Source organism: Delftia sp. K82 (assembly GCF_002193035.1).
In the GTDB taxonomy this organism is placed as follows: Bacteria; Pseudomonadota; Gammaproteobacteria; order Burkholderiales; family Burkholderiaceae_C; genus Comamonas; species Comamonas acidovorans.
This window is the reverse complement of sequence record NZ_MYFL01000001.1, coordinates 1549791-1570203: the sequence shown is the minus strand read 5'-3', so window position 1 is coordinate 1570203 and position 20413 is coordinate 1549791. Positions and strand designations below refer to the sequence as shown.

Below are 20413 nucleotides of genomic sequence, written 5' to 3'. Positions count from 1 at the left end.
GTTCACGCTTCCCACGCTCACACGTTCACGCCCTCACATCCTCAGCGCGCCATGGTCAGCGCAATGCCCAGCAGCACGCCCGCCATGGCCGCCGCCTTGGGCCGCAGATGGCGTTCGGCAAAGAACCGTGCCGACAGCGCAAACACCATGACCAGATTGGCGCGGCGCAGCACCGAGATCACGGCAATCTGCGCGCCCTCCATCTGCACGGCGGCCAGGTAGATGGACTCGGCCAGCACATAGGCCAGCGCAATGGCGGGCACGGCCCAGTTGCGCCCCAGCAGGCTGCGCAGCTCCAGCCCGCGCCAGATCCAGGGCAACAGCAGCAAGGCCAGGGCGCCGCGCTGCAGCGCAGACCAGGCCTGGACGGCAACCAGGTCCATGCGCAGCGTGGCCAGAATGTGCTTGTCGTACAGGGCATTGGCCGAGGACAGCAGCGTGGCCGCCAGCATGCACAGCACCCAGAGATTGCGGCCAAAGCCTATGCCCTCCTTCTGGCCGACCAGGGAGAACAGGTAGTACGAGGCCATGGACACCGCCAGACCCAGCCATTGCCACCAGCCCAGGTGCTCGGACAGCAGGAGCACCGCGCCCAGCGCCGTCCACAGCGGCCCGCTGGCACGCACGCCCGCAGAGATGGACAGCGGCAAGGCCTTCACCGAGTAGTACGACAGCACCCAGGTGGCCACCATCATCAGCGACTTGGGCAGCAGCAGCATCTGCTGGCGCAGGTCCAGCGCGGCGGACGAGGAATCGCCCATCGCCACGAAAGGCAGCCACAGCAGCGCGCCCAGCGCCGAGCACCAGAACACCACCTCCAGCACGGACTTTTCCCCCAGCGCCAGCTTGGTCAGAAAGTCATATGCCCCCAACACCAGGCCGGCCAGCAGCCCCAACACCATCCAGTCCATATCCGCCTGCACTCCTGCATTGACAAGGGTGCAAGCGTAGGAGCGATGGCTGCAGGCATTGCTGAGACCTGTGCGGCGATTGCGCAATCGCGCTCATGAATGCGCGGGCATCACTGCGCGCCGGCCACCGCAGCCTGGCGCGCACCGGGCTGCTTGAACAGCTTGAAGTACGGCGTGTTCGACGGATTCACCGGGATGTCGAACTTGCGCACCATGGCATAGGTCTGGATCTGGTCGTGCAGCGGCAGGTAGATCAGCTCCTTTTGCACCGTGCTCCAGATGGAGTGGATGGTGGCATCGCGCTTGCGCGCATCGCCCTCGGAGGCCAGGGAGACGATCTGGCTGTCCAGCTCGGCATTGCTGTAGCGCGTGGCATTGGTGTTGCCCCGGCCATTCTTGCCGCGCGTGTGCACCAGGTAGTCGAAGACATAGGCCGAGTCATAGGTGGGCACGCCCCAGCCGTAGAGGTAGAAATCCGTTTCCTGGTTGTTGATGGCCGCCGTCTGGATGGCCAGCGGCCGGGACGACACGGCGGTCTTCACGCCGATGCGGCCCAGAAAGCCGGCGATGGCCTGGCAGATGGCCTCGTCGTTCAGGTAGCGGTCGTTCGTGCAATGCAGGGTGATGCCGAAGCCGTTGGGGTAGCCGGCGTCGGCCAGCAGCTTCCTGGCCTGGACAAGGTCGGCCTTGCCCACGGCGCCAAAGGATTTCTCGTAGCCGTGCACAAACGGCGGCGCAATGATGTTGGTGGGCACGGACAGGCCGCGCATCACGGCGCGCTGTATGGCCTGGCGGTCTATGGCCAGCTGGAAGGCCTGGCGCACGCGCAGGTCGGCCAGGGGGTTCTTGTCCTTCACATCGGAATGCGACAGCGGGGCGGCGCCCACGTTCAGGCCCAGGAAGATGGTGCGGTTCTCGGCGGCCTGGTTGATGCGAAAGCGCGGGTCGGCGCTCAGGCGCGCAATGTCCTGGATGGGCAGGTCCTGCACGAAGTCCACCTCTCCCGACAGCAGCGCCGCCACGCGCGTGGCCTGGGACTTGATGGGCAGGTAGACCAGTTCGTCGATCTCCAGCGGGAACAGCCCCTTGCCCCAGTAGCCGGGAAACTGCCGCAGCACGGTGCGCGTGTCCTGCTCGCGCGAGGCGATGACGTAGGGCCCCGTGCCGTTGGCGTTGCGCGTGGCGTAGTTCTCTTCCTTGGCCAGCGCGTTCTGCGGCTGCTCCGCGCCGTAGGCCTTGGCCCAGGCGGCGCTCAGGATCTGGATGTTGATGAGGCTGGCCGGCAGCAGCGGGTTGGGCCCGTTGGTCCTGATGTGCACGGTGAAGGCATCGACCTTGGTCACGTCGGTGATCGAGGTCAGCAGCGAGCGCATGTCCGAGGTGGCCGAGCGCGCGCGGCGCAGCGAGAACAGCACGTCGTCGGCCGTGAACAGGCTGCCGTCATGGAACTTCACGCCCTTGCGCAGCTTGAACTCCCAGACCGAGGGGTCGGCAGTCAGCGCCCAGGACGTGGCCAGGGTGGGCAGCAGCTTGCCATCGGCCGTGCGGATGATCAGCGGCTCGTAGATCTGGTGCAGCAGGTTGTGGTTGGGGCCGTTGTTCAGCGCATGCGGGTCCAGCGTGGATGCGTCGGTGGAGCGCGCCCAGCGCAGGGTTTCGGCCTGGGCGGGCGGTGCGCACAGCAAGGCTGCGGCCAGGGCGGGAAGCAGTGCGGAAGTTCGCAGGGTGCGCAAGTGGGTGCGCAGCAGGGAAAGGCGAGGCAGGAAGCGTCTTTGGGTCATGAAGTGTCCTGGCAGCCGGAACAAGATCGCAGGAAGGCGGCGGCGGGTGCCGCGCCGGCTGCACCAGACGGCCGATTGTGTGGAGCCACCGGCCCGCCGCAAAGCCTGATTGCGCCTATGCAAATGCGCTGCGGGCAGATGCAAAGCGCTGCGACAGCAGGGCGTACAGCGCGCGCAGGCCCTGGGCCTCGCCGCCCCTGGGCCGGCCGGGGCGCTCCTCCAGATTCCAGGCGAACAGGTCCAGGTGCAGCCAGGGCAGCTCGGGCGGCACAAAGCTCTCCAGGAACAGCGCAGCCGTGATGGCGCCGCCCTGCGGCGTGCTGGCGGCGTTGAGCAGGTCGGCCTGGTCGGAGCGGAGCATGCGGCGGTACGGGGCCCACAGGGGCAGGCGCCACAGCGGGTCGGCCTGCGCGCGGCCCTGGGCCAGCAGCGCATAGGCCCAGCCGTCATGGTTGCTGAACAGCGCGGGCAGGTCCGGCCCCAGCGCCGTGCGCGCAGCGCCCGTGAGCGTGGCCAGGTCGATCAGCAGCGCGGGCGGCGTGGGCGCGCTGCGAATGGCGTGGTGCAGCGCATCGGCCAGCAGGAGCCGGCCTTCGGCATCGGTGTTCTCGATCTCCACGCGCCGGCCGTCACCGGCCTCGATGATGTCGCCGGGCCGCAGCGCACCGGCACCCACGGCGTTCTCCACCGCAGGCACCAGCAGCTTCAGGTGGATGGGCAGGCCCGCCTGCATCAGCAGATCGGCCAGGGCCAGGGCGTGTGCGGCGCCGCCCATGTCCTTCTTCATCCAGCGCATGCCTGCGGCGGGCTTGAGGTCCAGCCCGCCGGAGTCAAAGCACACGCCCTTGCCGATGAGCACCACATGGGGCAGCGCGGCATCGCCCCAGGTCAGCTCGGCCACGCGCGGCGCCTGGGCCGCCGCCCGACCCACGGCGTGCACCAGGGCAAAGCCTGCGGCAGGCAGTTCGTCGCCCACCCATTGCCGGTAGCGCGCGCCATGGCGCGCGGCCAGGTCGGCCACGGCCTGGGCCAGCTGTTCGGGACCCAGCTGGTTGGCAGGCAGGTTGACCAGCCGCCGCACCTCGCCAATGGCGGCGGCCATTGGCGCAACAGCGGCCTGCTCATCAGGGCTTGCCACCAACTGAGCGAGTGATGGAGCGGTTGCCGCATCCGACTGCCGCGCCTGGCGGGTCGATGGCAGCGCGCCCAGTGCCCAGCCCAGGAGCAGATGCGGCCTCTGAGCCTCATCCGCATCGGCGAGCGCATAGGTGCCGGGCGGCAGCGCAGCCGGCAGGCCGGCCAGCTGCCACAGCGGCTGGTCCGGGTCCACGCCGACCAGCACGCCAGCGAGGGCAGTGCACTCGCCCTGCCCTTCCCTCTGCACTTCGGCCTGCACTTCAGCCTGCATGCCGGGCAACAGCAGCATGCGGCCCGGCTGCGCATCAAAGCCTGCGGCGCGCGCCCATCGGGCCTGGGTCGGGGGCAGTTGCTCAAGCACAGCCGCCAGAGTGGCGGGCGTGGCACGGTGCAACGCCGTGGCGGGTTGGGGGGAAGTGGCGAATGCGCCGGATGGGGAAGGGGAGCTTGTGGCAGGGCTGGACATGGTGCTGGCAAAGCGCGCCAGCCTAAGGGCCGACTCCGCTTGGAGCAAACACGCCTGTCGCATATGCAAAGCAGAAATGATTGGTGGACGTCTGCGTGCAGGCGGGCCGCAGCCGCTCAGTCCAGAAAGCGCGCGGCCACCTGCGGATCGGGCGCCATGCACTGCGCGCTGCGGCCAAACCAGCGGTAGCGGTTGCGGGCCAGCCAGCGGTACAGCCCATCGCGCAGGGGGCGGGGAATCAGCCACGCCGCCCATGCCAGCCGCCAGGGCCAGCCCAGGCCATGGAGCACGCGCAGGATGGCGTCCGTGTGCTGCCAGGAACGGTCCCCATCCACCAGCAGCAGCGTCTGCAGACCTTCGACCCGCAGGCCTGCATCGGCCAGCATCCTGCCGCCGGCCTCGCCCTGGATGGAGGCAAAGCGGAACCTGCCGCGCCTGTCGTGCCTCAGCAGAAACTGCACCCAGCCATTGCACAGCAGGCATTGGCCGTCGAACACCACAATCATGATTCGCCCTCCTTGGGCACTGAAGTGTCTTGCCGCACCGTGGGCAATTGCAGATGCCCGCTGTAGCTGGCGACCACGCCCACCCAGGGCACGGCTGCCTCGATGTGGAAATGCAGGCGATCCCCCTCGCCGCGCTCCTCGGCCACGATGCGCGGCTCCAGCCAGGCCGGGCAGGCCATGCCCAGAAAGCGCAACTTGCGCAGGCGCATCACCAGCCGATTGCCATCGGCCTCCAACCCGAAGCTCAGCCGCGCTGCGCCCAAGGATTCGATGATCTGCCCGTCCTGCAGGCGCAGGCTGGAACGCATGGTCTGCGCGGGAAAGTGGCGGGTCCAGACCTCACGCTGGGGCTGGGCCTGCAGCGCGAAGCGGATGGGCCCATCGCTGGCGCGCAGCGGCGTGCCCAGACACAGCGCCAGCAGCCGGGCCGCCAGGGACTGCGGCGCCTGGGTGCGGACCCAGCCATGAAGCTCATGGCGGCCCGTCAGGCGGTGGAAGGCCTGCACGGCGGGGTCCAGCCGGGCAAAGCGCTCGCCCATGGCCTGCTCGTACATGGACAGCCTCCGGCTCATGGATGGATCTCCCTCATGCGGATGTCCAGGCCACGGGCCTCCTGCTCGAAATCCTCCAGGGTCAGCAGGCCCATGCAGGGCATGGCGCCCACGGCGGGCAGTTGGCCTGCCGCCAGCTTCCGCGCCAGGGCCGAGGCGGCCAGCGTGGGCACATAGGGGCCGTCGCCCGACCCGGCGACCAGCACCCAGACGCGCTCCTGCACGAAGCCCTGTGCGTCCCGCCCACGCACGCACACATGCATGGCACCCGCATCGCTGCCCCAGTCCTTGAAGCAGTCCGCCGCGCGCTTGAGCCACGCGGCGTGCACCGACCAGTCGCGCACCAGGCCCAGGCGCGCCAGCCAGGCCATGGCATTCATGCCCCTGTGCAGAAATGCCAACTCCAGCCCCGCGCCAAAACGCACGCCAGGCTTGCCCGCATACCGGGGTGCCAGCAGTACCAGATCAGGCACATCGCAGGGCGACAGCAGCCGCGCCCCCACAGGCTCGGGATAGCGGTGGCGCCAGCTGCCCGACCAGCCGAACACCGGCTGCGGGCCAGCGGACGCGAGGCGCTTGCCGCAGTAGCTCAGGATGCCGGCCACCGTGGACAGGCCGCGCTCCGTGCGGTTGCCGGGGCTGATGCCTATGTCGATGGAATCCACGCAGGCCATGCCGCCTGCCAGCCGATCGGCCACCGCCGTGGACAGTGCGGGGACGGAACTGGCCCCGCTGGTCAGCAGCACGCCCCGGGCCAGCGCAGCGGCTTGCAGGGCGGTGATGCCGCCGACGAAGTCGCGGCCATCGGCCAAGTCCACGTAGTGCACACCCGCATGGGCGCAGGCCTGTGCCACGCGATGGTCCTGCCCCTGGAAAGGGCCTGAGGTATGGATGAGGAGATGGATGCCATGCTCCTGGAGCCGGGCCTGCAGCCCCGGGTCCATGGCGTCCACCGCCACGGCGGACAGCCCGGCATGGGCATCGGGCAAAAGCGCATCGACCAAGGCCTGTGCCTTGGCGCCCGAGCGGCCCACAACCACGATGTGCAGCGCCTTCTGCCGTGCCAGCCGGCGCACCAGCCGGCTGCCGAAAAAGCCATATCCCCCGACAACCATCACCCTGAATTCGTGCATGCGCCAGTGTAGGGCCGACCGGTCGCCAGGACGGCGGTGGCAGCATTTCCCTCCAAGGTGTTTCATCAGGAAAATATATGGTTAGCCACCATACAATATGCCGACACCACACCTGGCGCACAGCGCCTCAACCCCAGGAAACACCATGTCCCACTATCTGGTCGAGCTCTATTCCCCCAACCCCGCCTGGCTGGCCCTGCCCGCCGCGCAGCGCCAGCAGTTTCTGGAAGGGGTTGCCAGCGCCATGGGCGGGCTGGCTGCCATGGGCGTGCAGGTGCTGGCCCTGGCCGAGACCGACCGCGGCCTGGACCAGGCCAGCCCCCACCGCTTCCTGGGCATCTGGCGCTTTCCCGATACCGCCGCCCGCGATGCCCTGCTGGCGGGCATCAAGGCCAGCGGCTGGTACGGCTACTTCGACCATGTGAACGCGGCCAGCGGCACCGGTGGCCTGGAAAGCCATCTGAAGGCGCTGGCCGAGGCCTGAGGCGGACGGGCGACGGGTGCTGGATGGGTGCCGGATGGGTGATGCAGCGCCGGCGCTACGGCTGAATCGGGCAGCCCAGACGCTTGAGCGTCTCGTCTATCCATGGCGCGCTGTAGGTACCGGCAGCGATGTCGGCCACCATCCTGGCCTCAACGACCTGCTTTCCGTGTGCTGCATCCAGCAGGGCCTGCGCCTGCGCATACGGTACGCACAGCAAGCCATCGTCATCGCCAATCATGAGGTCACCGGGCTCGATCACCATGCCATCGATGGCGATCGGCACATTGATTTCGCCCGGGCCGTCCTTGTAGGGTCCGCGGTGCGTGACGCCCGCGGCGAATACCGGGAAGCTGCCAGCACGAATCCATGCCGCGTCCCGGATCGCGCCATTGATCACGATGCCGCCCAGCTGGCGACGCATGGCGTCTCCGACCATGATTTCTCCGATGAGTGCGTTGGTGAGGTCGCCGCCCGCATCCACCACGATCACGTCACCTGGGCTGGCCAGTTGAAGTGCCTTGTGGAGCATGAGGTTGTCGCCCGGGCGTGTCTTGATGGTCAACGCAGGGCCGGCCATGCGCCCGCCGCCGTGCATGGGGCGCAGCCGCGCGCCGCCCGCCGTCATTCGGGCCATGCAATCGCTGACGTTGGCAACAGGCACGTCGAGATAGCGCCTGGCAATATCAAGGCTGACAGCGCGTTGCCGCTTCAGAATTTGAAGACCGATCATGGTGTGGTACTCAGAGTGGATGGAATGAAAGCCGTGCTGCTCAATCCAGCGTGGTGCCAGAGCTCTTGACGATGGGTGCCAGGCGGGCGCGGTCGCTGGCGTAGAGCCTGGCCATGTCCTGCGGTGTGCCGGTGATGAGTTCGGCGCCCGAGTCGGCGATCTTCCTGGCCGTGTCGGGTGCGTTCACCACCTTGTTGATGGCTTCGTTGAGCTGCTTGACGATGGCGTCGGAGGTGCCGGCCGGGGCCATCACGCCCCACACGCTGGCCAGCTCCACGCCCTTGATGCCGGATTCGGTGTAGGTCGGCACATCGGGCAGCAGCTTGGAGCGGCTCGCGGTGGTCACGCCAATGGCGCGCACCTTGCCCGACTGGATGTGCGACAGCAGCGTGGGGACGGAGCCCATGTACATGTCGATGCGCCCGCCCAGCAGGTCGGGCATGGCCTGCGCCATGCCGCGAAACGGCACGTGGGTGAACTTCACATTCGAGCTTTTCTGCCAGGCCTCGCTGATGAGGTGCGAAATGGTGCCGGTGCCCGGCGTGGCAAAGCTCAGGCGCCCGGGGTCCTTCTTCGCCGCCTGGACGATGTCGTCCAGGGACTTGTACGGCGAATCGGCATTCACCACGAGCACGGCCGAGCCGGCTGCGACCAGGGCCACGGCGCGCAGGTCCTTGTCGGGGTTGTAGGTGAGCTTGGAGTACAGCAGCGGGTTGAGCACCACGTTGTCGGTCTGCGCCATCACCAGGGTCAGGCCGTCGGCGGGGGCCTTGGCCACCTGGTCCAGAGCCAGGTTGCCACCGGCACCGGGCTTGTTCTCCACCACGATGGGCCACCCATGGGCCTCGGTGAGCTTGGTGCCGACCAGCCGCGTGAGGTTGTCGGTGCCGCCACCGGCCGGAAAGGGCACGATGAACCTGATGGGCCGCTGCGGATAGGTGCCCTGGGCATGGGCCGGGGCCATGGCGGCAGCGGTCAGTGCCAGCAGGCCGGCGAGGGCCAGGCGGCGTCGGGTCGGGGTCGTCATTGCGGATGTCTCCTTTGGTGGTGTCGGTTGGCGCAGGGGTACGTTGATCAGGCTTGGCTGGCGAGCACGTGGCTGCCCAGCCAATCGATGGCCTCGTCGGTGGAGGTGCCGGTGAACGGCTGGGCCGCATGCGCCCGGGCCGTGGCGGCGAACAGCGCCTCGACGGCGGGCAAGGCGATGGGCGCCAGGCCGTTGCGGGCCATCTGCTGCCGGGCATCGGCCACCTCGTTGCGGCGGCGTGCGGAATGCGGGATGTGCGTGCGCACCATGGACTCCATCAGCGTGCGCAGCGGTGTCTCGTCGATGTCCTGCAGCACGGCATGCAGCTGCTCGCGCAGGCCCATCTGCTGGGCCGTCACCAGGCACTCCACGGCCAGTGCCTCGGTCCCCTTGGTGTAGATGCTGCGCAGGAGCTTGAGCGCGGCGGCATCGCCCGGCTGTCCGCCCACCACGCGAACGGAGCCGCCAAGGGGCAAGAACAATTCCTGTACAAAACCGGCCTTGCCACCGGCCACGAGCAGCGGCGTCTTGCTGCCGCCCAGGTTGACCGCGCCGGTGATGGCCACGTCCACGAAGTGCACCGCCCTGCCCTGGGCGACGCGCCGGGCCAGCTCGCCGCATTCGCGCATCTCCTGCGGGTCGGCCGTGGTCATGTCCACATAGACCACGCCCTCGGCCAGATCGCGCAGATCGCGCAGATGAGGCAGGCAGGCCTCGAACAGGCTGCGCGCCACGGTGCCGAACACGGCGCTCACCACCACGTCGGCCTCGGCCAGCCAGGCACCGGGCGCGGTATGCACCTGCGCACCAGCGGCCTGCACGGCGTCGGCCACCGCAGCGTTGGGCTGCAGGTCGCACAGGCCCACCAGGCTGTGCCCCTGCTCCACAAAGGCCTGCATGTAGCAGGCGCCGACCATTCCACCACCCAGTATTGCGAACTTCATAAAAGTACAAATTTAAAACATTGATCGCAGTCTATGGAGTGCAACTCCGATCCACTCATAGAGATTTCCCGTAGAACTGCGGATATTTGTACTTGTTTTGTATTTTTCTGAATGAAGCGCAGCGCGGCGAGCCCTTCCGTCGTCACCTAGAATCAGCGCACCATCCCCACCCACCTGGTGCAAACACAGTGCAAAACGTGAAAGACAAGGCGTACGAGGTTCTGCGGCAGCGGCTCATCGGCGGCCACTACCGACCCGGCGAACAGCTCAAGGAAGAGCCCATTGCCCGCGACCTGGGACTGAGCCGCACGCCGGTGCGCAATGCGCTGCACCGCCTGGTGGAAGATGGTCTGGCCACCGATGGCGCGGGCCAGGGTATCCGCGTGTCGGAGTGGAGCGACTGGGATGTGGAGGAGACCTTCCAGCTGCGCATGCTGCTGGAGCCGTACGCCTCGTTCCTCGCGGCCACGCGCGGCGGCGAGGGGCTGGCCAATGAGCTGGAGGCCAGCAACCAGCGCATGGAGGCCGGCATTGCCGCTGGCCACGACGGCATTGGCGAGGTGCAGTCAGCCAACCGGGATTTTCACCACGCGCTGATCGAGGCATCGGGCTCGCCGCGCCTCAAGACCATGCTGGCGACGATGATCGACATGCCGATCATCAAGCGGTCGTTCTACATCTACACGCCCGAAGAGCTGGTGCAAAGCCTGCACCACCACTGCGACCTGGTGATCGCCGTACGCGCCAGGGATGGCGAGCTGGCACGCCAGGTGATGCAGCTGCACCTGCGCATGTCCTACCACCGGTTCATGAAGCATCGGGGGGAATACCGCGCGGATGCATGAACAGTGTCATGACCGGGGCTGAACCCTTTGCGCTGACCGCACCCGGTACAGCCACGGCAGCCAGACAAAGGCGATGAGGACCAGCACAACGCCTGCCAGCGCCATGGGCAGCACCATCGGCCAGGCACCGTGGCGCATCGTCGGATCGACAAATTGCGCCGCCAGCTGGCCGGCGCAGAAGGCCACGCACATGATCGCGAAGCCCGAACACGACACGGCCCGCCCGGCCAGCTGCGGCGGCAGACCACCCACCGCGCCCGCCTGGCCGCAAGGCTGGTGCAGGCCATGGCCCAGTGCATACACCGCGTGCCCCAGCAGCAGTGGAAAGGGCGAGGCCGGCGCCAGCACGCAGCCGGCGATCTGGATGCACGGCCCCAGCAGACTGAGCGAAGCGCCCAGTTGCACCGTGCGCACCGGCCCGTGGCGCGACAGCAGGCGCCGGCACCATGTGATGCCCAGGATGTAGACCAGCGAGCCGCCCGCTGGAATCCAGCCGTAGAGCACGGGCGACAGGCCGAACAGGTCGACGTACACCATCGGCGACAGCAGCAAAAAGCAGAAGATGCCGCCGTAGGTGGCTGCGGCCAGCGCCGTCCAGGCGCAAAAGCCGGGGTCGGCGATCACCTGGCGCACACCGCCAGCGGATACGGATACGGGTACGGATGCGAGGACCGGGGCAGACTCCGCCGGCACTTGCCGCGTCTCGCTGAAAGTGCGCCAGCACAGTGCCAGCAAAGCCAGCGAGTAGACGCCCATCGCCACCAGCACCCAGCGCCAGCCGGTGGCCTGGACTCCCCATGCACCGGCAATCGGCGCCACCAGGGCCACCAGCCCCAGGCCTGTGAGGCCGCGGGCCATGATGCGCGGTCCTTCATGGGCCGGATACAGGTCGCGCACCGCAGCCCGTGCGCACACCAGGATGGCCGCCATGGCCGCGCCCTGCACGGCGCGCCAGGCCACCAGTGCGTCCGCGCTGCCCGCCAGCGCACAGCCTGCCGCCGCTGCCGTGTAGCAGGCCAAACCCGTCAGCAGAACCGGCCGGCGCCCGAAGCGGTCGGCCAGCGGCCCGCACACCAGCTGGGCGACACCGAACGCCAGCATGAACACGGTCAGGCTGCTGCTGGCCGAGCCCAGGTCGCGCGCGATCTCGGGCAACGCCGGCAGATAGCCATCGGTGGCGACCGGCTGCGCGGCCAGCAGCAGCGGCAGCAGCAGGAGGAAGGAAACGGAGCGGCGCGGGCCGGGATCGGCGAAGTTCATCTCAATGAAGCCTGGTCACTGCATGCAGCGCGTCGAGCGAGGGAGTTCGAAGGACGATACATGGCCAGTTGCGCGCCATGCATCCTATGCGACGGCGGACAGCACGGCCCGCAGGCCCAGCAGATAGCTGTCCGCGCCGAAGCCGCAGATCTGGCCCCGGGCGATGTCGGCAAACACCGAGTGGTGGCGAAAGGGCTCGCGCGCATGGATGTTGCTCATGTGGATCTCCACCACGGGCACGGTGAGCATGGCCAGCGCGTCGCGGATGCCGTAGCTGTAGTGCGTCCAGGCGCCGGCGTTGATGAGCACGCCATCGACGCCGTCCCGAAAGCCCTGGTGGATGCGATCGCACATGGCGCCTTCGCAATTGGTCTGGAAGCTGTCCACCTCGCAGCCCAGCTGGCTGCCCAGGCTGCGCAGCGAGGCGTCGATCTCGGCCAGCGTGACCGTGCCGTATTGGGCAGGGTCGCGCTGGCCGAACATGTTGTGGTTGATGCCGTGCAGCATCAGGATCTTTTTCATGGAGGCTCCGTGGCTTGATGTCATGGATGGAGGATGGCGCGCCGGTGGTGCCCGGGTCACGCCGTGGTGTCGATGGCGGCGCCCATGCGGGCAGCCTCTGCAATGGCCTCGGTGATCTGCAGGTTGCGCAGGCCGTCGTGCACGCTGACCAGCGGCTGTGCCAGGCCGCGCGCCACCTGCGCGAAATGCGCCATCTGGCGCACCAGCGGGTCTTCGCGCTCCACGGCGGCCACATCCAGGTCGAAGGGCTCATTCCAGGAGCGCTGGCCTGCCGATGCATAGGTCTTCAGCCGCATGCTCGGTATGGCCAGCGAGCCGAAGGTGCCCGCCACCAGGTAGCAGTCTTCGTCCTCATAGCTGGCATAGGCCTTGTTCTCCTGCGAGGTCTGCTCCCAGCTGCGCGCGCTGGCGGCCGTGTCCGAAAGCACAAAGCTGCCCAGCGCACCGCTGGCAAAGCGCAGGTTGATGGCCACCGTGTCTTCCACGGCAAAACCGCGCGTGGCATGCGAGGCGAAGGCCTGCACGGCCACGATGTCGCCGCACAGCATGCGCAGGTTGTGGACCTCGTGGATCATGTTGAGCAGGATGGGGCCGCCACCGGCCTCGCGGCGCCAGGGGCCTTCCTCGAAATAGGCGTCCGGCTTGTAGAACAGGGCCGCGCCGGTCACGGCCACCAGGCGGCCCAGCCGCCCCTGAGCGATGAGGGCTGCGGCCCGCGCCATGATCGGGCTGTGGGCGCGGTGGTGGCCCACCAGCACGCGGGCGCCGCTGCGCTCGGCCAGCGCGGCCAGACGCTGTGCCTCGGCCACGGTGGAGGTGACGGGCTTTTCCAGCAGGATGGGCAGGCGCGCATGCATGCACTGCGCCGCCTGCGGGGCATGCAGGCGGTTGGGCGTGGCCAGCACCACGGCGTCGGGCCGGTCATGGGCGATCAGCTCGCCCAGGTCGCGCCACAGCGGCACTCCGGCCCTTTGGGCAAGCTCCCGGGCTGCGGGCGCCGGGTCCACGATGGCGGACAGGCGGCAATCCGCCTGGGCCCCGATGGCGGCGATATGCGCCTGGCCGATCGCGCCGGCGCCGGCCACGGCAATGCGAAGCGGGTGCAGCTGCGCCATGGCATGCCCCCTCAGAAGCGGTGCAGCACGCCCAGCTGCACGCCCTTGATGGTGCGGCCGTTGACGTCGTCGGCCGATGTGAAGTTGGGCTTCATGCCGCCCGAGGCCGCCAGCCTGAAGCCCGCGTTGCGGTCGTTCTTCAACTGCTCGCCCACCGCGTAGAGCATGGTGCGCTTGGACAGGTCGTAGTAGGCCGCGATGGCCCCGCCCGATGCGCCGCGCCCGCTGTCCGAGCCATCCTGTATGCGGCCCCACAGCGCGCCCACGCGCAGTTGCGGCGTCACGCGGTAGTCGGCCGACAGCTGCCAGACGCGGTAAAAGCGCCGCACATCGGCATTCGTGCCCGCAACCAGCCCGCCCACATTGCCCAGCACCGTGCCCGTGTTGTTGCCCGCCGAGCCTGCCGTGCTGTTGTTGGACCGCACAAAGGCCAGCTGGACCTTGCCCTTGCCGTAGTCGTAGTTGGCGTAGAGGTTGTCGTAGCGGACCGCGTCGGTATAGGCCGCGTTCTGAGGCGCACGCGCATACAGCCCGGCATATCCCACGCGGTAGGGGCCGTTCAGGTAGTCCAGGCCCAGCTGGTAGATGGCCTGGCGCGCTGGAGCACCGGTCTCGGCCATGGCGTAGTGGGCCTCGAACAGGAAGCCGGCCATGCGCGGCGAGGTGTAGGAGATGTCGTTGTCGAAGCGCGAGGGCACACCGAAGTTGTTGACCATCGATCCCAACGTGCGCGAGGTGAAGTCGATGTAGTCGCCGCGCCCGAAGATCACGGTGTTCTGCCGGCCCAGCCGCACCTCGCCCCAGCCGCCGCCCAGGCCCACCCAGCTTTGGCGGTCGAAGCCGCGCGTGCTGTCGGCCTGCGTGCCGTTGTCGGCGTTGATGCCCATCTCCAGCTGGAACTTCGCGTACAGGCCACCACCCAGGTCTTCCTGACCGCGAAAGCCCAGGCGGCTGCGCAGCAGGGCACCGTCCTCCAGCGTGGTCATGGATGCGCCCGAGCTGCTGCGCATGTGGTTGACGTACTGGTCCACGCTGCCGTAGATGGTGACCGAGGACTGGGCGTGGGCACCCGCGCCCCAGGCGCCCAGCACGGTGGTCAGGGCCAGGATGCGAAGGGCCCCGCGCTGCGGCACTCGCGGTGTCTGGTGCATTTGCTGTTGCATGGTCTTGTCTCCTTCTCTGTGAAAAATGCTTTTTCGGGCGTGGCTGCGCCCTGCCCTGGACGCATTCAGGGCCGGTTGTCTGTCGACTGGATCAGTAGGAGATGTGGGCGGTGGCGCGCAGCTCGTCGGGCGTGGCGCTGCCGAAGCCGAAGAATTCGAGGTAGGCGGGAATCATCTCGAACAGCATGTCCGTGCCCACCTGGAAGTCGCAGCCCTTGTCGCGCACGGCGCGCAGCAGGGGCGTGAACTCGGACTTCATCACCACCTCGCCCACAAAGGTGGTGGGCGCAATGCGCTGCACATCGAAAGGCAGCGGGTCATCGTCCTTCATGCCCAGCGGCGTGGCGTTGACGACCACGTCAAAGCCCTGCGGGTCCCTGGAGCCCGTGCCCACCGTCATCCTCGGGTAGTAGGCAGCGAGCCGCCCTGCCAGGGCCTGCGCGCTCTCAGCCCGCGTGTCGAACAGCATCAGCTCGCCCACGCCGGCTGCCGCCAGCGAGGCGGCAATTGCCGACCCTACGCCACCTGCCCCGGAAATCAGCACCCGCGCGCCCTGCAGCTGCCGCCCCTTGCGCAGCACGCCGCGCACAAAGCCCGCGCCGTCGAACTGGTCGCCCAGCAGCGAGCCATCCTCGCGCCGCAGCACGGCATTGCAGGCGCCTGCAATGTGCACGGCGGGCGTGACCTCGTGCACCAGGTCCACCACGGACACCTTGTGCGGCATGGTGATCAGCGCGCCGCGCAGGTTGGTGAAACGCATGATGGCCGCGAAGTCCGGCGCGAAATGCGCCGCCTTCACGCCCATGGGCACGACGCAGGCGTCTATGCCCCGGCCGTCGAACCATGGGTTGTAGATCATGGGCGACTTGAAGGTCTCGGTGGGATCGCCGATGTGCGCGATGAGGGTGGTTTTTCCGGAAATCATTCCCTGGGCTTTCGGATGCTTGGGTTGGCGGAATGTGGCGTGTGCAATTCAGCGGCCGGACTGGGCCAGGGCCTGGGTGCGCAGGCGCTCGTACTCGGCTGGGTCCACAGGCTGCGCACCGGCCTCGCCCAGATCCTCCATGCGCACGCGGTAGGTCTCGCGGGCGCTCCAGGCGGCCAGCGCTGCGACCACGGTGATGCCGAAGGCGATCAGCCCCACCGTCAGCCAGATGTTCTGGGATCCCGGAGGCGCCACGGCCGTGAACAGCGCAGGCAGCATGGCGGTGATGGCCGTGCCCACGTTCTGCGAGATGGCCATGGCCGAGACGCGTGTGCGCGTCGGGAACAGCTCGGGGTAGAAGCTGGGGAACACTGCGTTGTAGCCCTGGTAGACCACGCCCCACATCAGGATGGACATGGCGAAGGCCAGCGGCATGTTGCGCGTGCTGATGGCGTAGAGGTAGCCGATGGCCAGCAGCCCGGACAGCAGCGCGCCGAAGATGATGGGCGGGCGCCGGCCGATGCGGTCGGACAGGTTGCCCACCAGGGGGATCACCAGCACCGCGACGATGTTGCCCACCACGGGAATCCACAGGTACATGTCCTTGGCGAAGCCGATGCCGTAGGCGGGCTGCACCGCATAGGCGGCACCGAAGATGGTGGCCACCACGGGGATCACGTTCATCAGCGCCATGCAGACCACGCGCAGCATGTCGGGCGAATGGTGGCGGAAGGCCTCGACCACGGGCGAACGCGGACGCGCCTCGCTGCGGCCTGCTGCCGTGAAGGCCGGGGTCTCGTTGACCTCGCGGCGGATGATCCAGCCCGCGATGATGACCACGAAGCTCAGGATGAAGGGAATGCGCCAGCCCCAGCTGTTGAACTGCTCGGTGGGCATGTAGTGCGCCAGCGGCAGGAACACGGCCGCTGCCAGGATCTGGCCGGCCTGCACGCCCTGCAGCGTGAAGCTGGCGAAGAAGCCGCGCCGCCCGAACGGGGCATGCTCCAGGATCATGGAGCTGGCGCCCGAGATCTCGCCTGCCACCGCAAAGCCCTGGATCAGCCGCATCAGCACCAGCAGCGCCGGTGCCCACAGGCCGACCTGGTCATAGGTGGGCAGCAGCCCCACGGCGATGGTGGAAAAGCCCATCAGGAACATGCACCACACCAGCACCTGCTTGCGCCCGTGCGTGTCGCCCAGGTGGCCCAGCACGAAGGCGCCGATGGGCCGCGCCACATAGCCCACGCCATAGGTGGCCAGCGAGGCGATGATGGCAATCGCCGGATCACCCTGCGGAAAGAAGATCTGCGGAAAGATCAGCGCCGCAGCCGTGGCGTAGATGAAGAAATCGTAGTACTCCAGGGCCGAGCCTATCCAGCCGCTGGTGGCGGCCTTCCTGGGTTGGTGCTGCGTTGACTGCGTATGTACCGGTGTTGCGCTCATGTGTTGTCTCCTCCAGGCAAAAGATCCCCGCTGCGGCACGTGATGGATGCTTGCGGCCAGGCCAGCGGGATGTAAAAAATGTAGTTCCCGCCTATGAATCTGCCCAAGCCAATTTCCAGGGGCATGTGCGCTGATCGCACCGCGCGGTTCGATAATCGCACGCACCCAGGGTTAATACGGAAAACTCAAGCTCGCCATGACAACACCTTCCACCCTCGCCCAGCGCGACTGGATTGCCGGACTGGAACGCGGCGTATCGATCATCGAAGCCTTTGACGACGCCCACCCGCGCATGACGGCCGCCGAGGCCGGCCAGCGCACGGGCATGACGCGCACCGCCGCGCGGCGCTATCTGCTGACGCTGCAGCACATGGGCTACGTGGCGGGGGACGGCAAGCTGTTCTGGCTCACGCCGCGCGTGCTGCGGCTGGGGCAGTCGTACCTGGAGTCGGCGCGGCTGCCGCGCATCGTCCAGCCGTTCCTGCAGCGCGTGGCGGCCGGCACCCATGAAACCGCCTACCTGGCGGTGCTGGACGACGACGAAGTGGTCTATATCGCGCGCAACGGCCCCAACCGCAACATGAACACCGGCTACGTGCTGGGCGCGCGCGTGCCGGCCCAGGTCACGGCGGCCGGCATGCTGATGCTGTCCATGCGCAGCGACGCCGAGCTGGAGCACTGGCTGGACAACCGCGCGCTGACGGTCTTCACCTCGCACACCATCACCTGCCCCGCCGAAATGCGCCGCGAACTGGCCCTGATCCGCACCCAGGACTGGGCGCTGTGCGAGCAGCAGCTCAACCTGGACTCGCGCGGCATTGCCGTGCCGCTGCGCGACCGCCACGGCGCGCTGGCCGGCGCCCTCAACATCACCATGCCCATGGGCCGCGAAACCGGCAAGGACGCCGTGGCGCGCGTGCTGCCCATGCTGCGCGAGACGGCGCAGGCCATGCGGGATCTGATCTGATGGTGAACAACATGGCCATGGCGCAACTTCCTGACCTGGACATGCATGGCGGCGACGACCATCTGCTGCAGCATCTGCAGGCACTGGAAGTGCGGCTGCACGATCCTCAGGTGCGATCGGATGCAGGCCAGCTGCAGGCGCTGCTGCACGAAGACTTTCTGGAATTCGGCCGATCGGGCGGCATGCACGACCGGGCCGCCACCGTGGACGGTCTGGCGGCCGCCTTGCCAGCAGGGGTCCCTGCCCGGCTGGTGTCAGGCGGCTTTGCGCTGGCGCGCCTGGGACCGGACAGCGCGCTGCTGACCTACCGCTCGGCCAGCGTGGCCGAGGATGGAACGGCCGGCCGGCATACGCTGCGCTCCTCGGTCTGGCTGCGCACGGCCCGGGGCTGGCAGATGCGCTTCCACCAGGGCACGCCCACGGCGCCATTCGACCTGGCCGCAGCCATGCCATGAGCGGCCTGCGGCGTGTTCAGACGGTCTCGAACGCGTATTTTTCCGTATCCACCTCGCGTTGCGAGGCCACGGCATAGCGGTCGCCCTGGATGCGCTCGGGCTTGAAGAGGTCGTCCAGTTCGGCCAGCAGGGCCGCATCCAGGCGCACGGCGCCGCCGCGCAGGTCTTCGTGCAGATGGTCCACGCTGGTGGTGCCCGGCAGGGCAATCACATGCTCGCCCTGGTGCAGCACCCAGGCGATGGCCAGCTCGGCAAGCGTGCAGTCGGCGCGCTCGGCAATGGACTGCATGGGCGCGAGCAGCTGCAGGTTCTTCGCATAGGCCTCGGGCGCGAAGCGCGGCATGGCGGCGCGGATATCGCCCTTGACCAGGCCCTCGACCTCCTGGAGCTTGCCGGTGAGGAAGGCGCGGCCCAGCGGGCTGAAGGCCACGTAGGCAATGCCCAGTTCCTTGCAGGCCTGCAGCGTGCCCAGCTCGGCATTGCGCGACCACAGCGAATACTCGCTTTGCAGCGCGGCGATGGGGAAGGTGGCGTGGGCGCGGCGCAGCGCGTCGGCGCCGATCTCGGACAGGCCCAGGGCGCGCACCTTGCCCTCTTCCACCAGGCGCGACATCTCGCCCACCGATTCCTCGATGGGCACGCGGCGGTCCCAGCGGTGCAGGTAGTAGAGGTCGATGACATCGGTGCCCAGGCGCTGCAGGCTGTCTTCGCAATTGCGGCGCAGGGTCTTGGGATGGCCATCGATCACGCGGCGCACCACGCCGTCGTCGCCGCGCACGCCGGCCATGCCGCATTTGCTGGCCAGGGTGATGTGGTTGCGGTGGGACTTGAGCACGGGGCCGACCAGGGATTCGTTGGCGCCGAAGCCATACAGCGCCGCCGTGTCGAACAGCGTGACACCGGCGTCCAGCGCCGCATGCAGCACGGCCCTGCCCTGCTCGGGCGACGGCGGATGGCCATAGGCGTGGCTGAGGTTCATGCAGCCCAGGCCGACGGCGCTGACGGAGAAGGGACCCAGGTGGCGTGTGGACAGGTTGGTCATGGTTTTCTCACAGGGAAAAGAAGCAAGGGAGCGGCCAGCGCTCCCTTGCAATGTCGAAGGCCCATTTTGCCGTCAAACCGACGTGCCCCTCACGCCCGTGCGCGCCCAGGCCGGCAGCGGCACGGGCCGGTGCAGCACGTCGTCGTTGAGCCACAGGGCGCTGCGGCGCGCGCGCTCGGCCACGGTGTCCAGCGGCAGTTGCTGGTAGTCGTCGTTGAAGACCTCGAAGCTGTAGTCGCCCCGGTAGCCCAGGCGGTCCAGACGCAGCACCAGGTCGGCCAGGCGCTCGCTGTGCACGCCCTCGCCCGGGAACACGCGGAAGGTGCGCGCCGTGGTCATGCGCTCTTCGAAGGTGGGAGCGTCGTGCCACATGAAGTCGGACAGCTGCACCAGGAAGATCTTGTCGCGGTCGATCAGCTCCAGCGCGTCCAGCGGCGTCTTGGCAGCCAGGATGTGGAAGGAGTCCAGGCCGATGCCCAGGTTGGACGTGTCGGCACGGCAGACCACGTCCCAGCTGGTGGTGAACTCATTGACGGAGCGACCCCAGGACAGGCCCTCGTAGGCGATCTTCACGCCCAGCGGAATGCCCAGCATGGCCAGCTTGCGCAGGTCGCGCGCAATCACGTCGAGATCGCCCGTGGCATGGCGCGAGGTGGACGAGCAGGCCAGCAGCACGGGGCTGCCGATCTCGGCGCACATCTCCAGCATGGATTTGGCGATGTCCACCTTGTAGTGGTGCAGGTGGTCGGACAGGCCCTCGAAGTCGCGCAGCACCTGAAAGCCCGTGGGCCGCAGGCCGCTGGCGCGCACGGCCGCCGCTGCCGCCTTGACGCCGCCCGGGTGGCCGGCCAGGTCGCGCGCACTGAGCATGACCTGGGTGAAGCCCGCGCGCCGTATGGCGTCGAGCTTGGCCTCCAGCGAGCCATTCAGAGTGATGGTGTCCATGCCATAGCTGTCCAGCAAGCCCATGTTGCCCTCCAGGATCGTTGTGTGTATCGGCGGTTGA

At 68.0% G+C, this 20413-nt stretch carries 21 protein-coding genes; 4 read left to right on the top strand and 17 right to left on the bottom strand.

Features of this window, described 5'->3' with window-relative positions; genetic code table 11:
* Positions 1–41 precede the first annotated feature (41 nt).
* The 6 genes from KDK82_RS06780 to KDK82_RS06755 all read right to left on the bottom strand — a co-directional run bounded on the left by KDK82_RS06780 (position 42) and on the right by KDK82_RS06755 (position 6485).
* Positions 42–911 (bottom strand): DMT family transporter, encoded by an 870-nt coding sequence (locus KDK82_RS06780; RefSeq protein ID WP_088164357.1) that lies wholly within the window; start codon positions 909–911, stop codon positions 42–44.
* Between the two features lie 110 nt (positions 912–1021).
* Positions 1022–2692 carry an ABC transporter substrate-binding protein gene (locus KDK82_RS06775; RefSeq protein ID WP_088164356.1) on the bottom strand — a complete coding sequence of 557 codons (1671 nt, stop codon included), beginning with the start codon at positions 2690–2692 and terminating at the stop codon, positions 1022–1024.
* Positions 2693–2807: 115 nt separating this feature from the next.
* A complete protein-coding gene (locus KDK82_RS06770; protein ID WP_088164355.1) occupies positions 2808–4295 on the bottom strand; it encodes a M17 family metallopeptidase in 1488 nt (495 codons plus the stop codon).
* Between the two features lie 116 nt (positions 4296–4411).
* On the bottom strand, positions 4412–4801 hold the full coding sequence (locus tag KDK82_RS06765) for a thiol-disulfide oxidoreductase DCC family protein (RefSeq protein WP_088164354.1): 390 nt from the start codon (positions 4799–4801) through the stop codon (positions 4412–4414).
* On the bottom strand, positions 4798–5373 hold the full coding sequence (locus KDK82_RS06760; RefSeq protein ID WP_088164353.1) for a DUF4166 domain-containing protein: 576 nt from the start codon (positions 5371–5373) through the stop codon (positions 4798–4800). Before KDK82_RS06760 ends, KDK82_RS06765 begins: the two co-directional genes overlap by 4 nt.
* Positions 5370–6485, bottom strand: coding sequence for a saccharopine dehydrogenase family protein (locus tag KDK82_RS06755; protein WP_034395709.1), 1116 nt, complete (start codon positions 6483–6485; stop codon positions 5370–5372). Before KDK82_RS06755 ends, KDK82_RS06760 begins: the two co-directional genes overlap by 4 nt.
* Before the next feature lie 145 nt (positions 6486–6630).
* Between KDK82_RS06755 and KDK82_RS06750 the strand changes: the two genes are divergently transcribed.
* On the top strand, positions 6631–6969 hold the full coding sequence (locus KDK82_RS06750; protein ID WP_034395706.1) for a DUF6616 family protein: 339 nt from the start codon (positions 6631–6633) through the stop codon (positions 6967–6969).
* Positions 6970–7024: 55 nt separating this feature from the next.
* Here the strand turns inward: KDK82_RS06750 and KDK82_RS06745 are convergent, their stop codons facing one another.
* The 3 genes from KDK82_RS06745 to KDK82_RS06735 are packed head-to-tail and all read right to left on the bottom strand — an operon-like array spanning position 7025 to position 9670.
* The gene (locus tag KDK82_RS06745; protein WP_088164352.1) at positions 7025–7699 is read right to left on the bottom strand and encodes an RraA family protein; all 675 of its coding nucleotides are present in this window, start codon (positions 7697–7699) and stop codon (positions 7025–7027) included.
* A gap of 40 nt (positions 7700–7739) precedes the next feature.
* Positions 7740–8726, bottom strand: a complete 987-nt coding sequence (locus tag KDK82_RS06740; protein WP_088164351.1) for a tripartite tricarboxylate transporter substrate binding protein — start codon at positions 8724–8726, stop codon at positions 7740–7742.
* A 47-nt stretch (positions 8727–8773) separates the two neighbouring features.
* On the bottom strand, positions 8774–9670 hold the full coding sequence (locus KDK82_RS06735; protein WP_088164350.1) for an NAD(P)-binding domain-containing protein: 897 nt from the start codon (positions 9668–9670) through the stop codon (positions 8774–8776).
* Between the two features lie 188 nt (positions 9671–9858).
* Here KDK82_RS06735 and KDK82_RS06730 point away from each other — a divergent pair, with 188 nt between their 5' ends.
* Complete coding sequence (locus KDK82_RS06730; protein ID WP_088164349.1) at positions 9859–10515, top strand: GntR family transcriptional regulator; 657 nt, start codon at positions 9859–9861, stop codon at positions 10513–10515.
* A 6-nt stretch (positions 10516–10521) separates the two neighbouring features.
* On the opposite strand, the gene KDK82_RS06725 is transcribed toward KDK82_RS06730, so the two are convergent.
* The 6 genes from KDK82_RS06725 to KDK82_RS06700 all read right to left on the bottom strand — a co-directional run bounded on the left by KDK82_RS06725 (position 10522) and on the right by KDK82_RS06700 (position 16943).
* Entirely contained in the window at positions 10522–11775 is a 1254-nt protein-coding gene (locus KDK82_RS06725; protein WP_088164348.1) for an MFS transporter, read from the bottom strand.
* 84 nt (positions 11776–11859) lie between these two features.
* Positions 11860–12297 carry a type II 3-dehydroquinate dehydratase gene (gene aroQ / locus KDK82_RS06720; protein WP_016451445.1) on the bottom strand — a complete coding sequence of 146 codons (438 nt, stop codon included), beginning with the start codon at positions 12295–12297 and terminating at the stop codon, positions 11860–11862.
* Positions 12298–12353: 56 nt separating this feature from the next.
* Entirely contained in the window at positions 12354–13412 is a 1059-nt protein-coding gene (locus tag KDK82_RS06715) for a Gfo/Idh/MocA family protein (RefSeq protein ID WP_063325662.1), read from the bottom strand.
* Positions 13413–13423: 11 nt separating this feature from the next.
* Positions 13424–14575, bottom strand: coding sequence for a porin (locus KDK82_RS06710; RefSeq protein ID WP_088164347.1), 1152 nt, complete (start codon positions 14573–14575; stop codon positions 13424–13426).
* A gap of 91 nt (positions 14576–14666) precedes the next feature.
* Positions 14667–15500, bottom strand: a complete 834-nt coding sequence (locus KDK82_RS06705; protein ID WP_088164346.1) for a shikimate dehydrogenase — start codon at positions 15498–15500, stop codon at positions 14667–14669.
* 48 nt (positions 15501–15548) lie between these two features.
* Positions 15549–16943, bottom strand: coding sequence for an MFS transporter (locus KDK82_RS06700; RefSeq protein WP_088164345.1), 1395 nt, complete (start codon positions 16941–16943; stop codon positions 15549–15551).
* Between the two features lie 196 nt (positions 16944–17139).
* Between KDK82_RS06700 and KDK82_RS06695 the strand changes: the two genes are divergently transcribed.
* Together KDK82_RS06695 and KDK82_RS06690 are read left to right on the top strand one after the other, a co-directional pair.
* Entirely contained in the window at positions 17140–17910 is a 771-nt protein-coding gene (locus KDK82_RS06695; RefSeq protein WP_012206241.1) for an IclR family transcriptional regulator C-terminal domain-containing protein, read from the top strand.
* A gap of 17 nt (positions 17911–17927) precedes the next feature.
* Complete coding sequence (locus KDK82_RS06690) at positions 17928–18365, top strand: nuclear transport factor 2 family protein (RefSeq protein WP_256974402.1); 438 nt, start codon at positions 17928–17930, stop codon at positions 18363–18365.
* 16 nt (positions 18366–18381) lie between these two features.
* Here the strand turns inward: KDK82_RS06690 and KDK82_RS06685 are convergent, their stop codons facing one another.
* Positions 18382–19407, bottom strand: a complete 1026-nt coding sequence (locus KDK82_RS06685) for an aldo/keto reductase (protein WP_088164343.1) — start codon at positions 19405–19407, stop codon at positions 18382–18384.
* A 72-nt stretch (positions 19408–19479) separates the two neighbouring features.
* Complete coding sequence (locus KDK82_RS06680) at positions 19480–20376, bottom strand: sugar phosphate isomerase/epimerase (RefSeq protein ID WP_088164342.1); 897 nt, start codon at positions 20374–20376, stop codon at positions 19480–19482.
* Positions 20377–20413 lie beyond the last annotated feature (37 nt).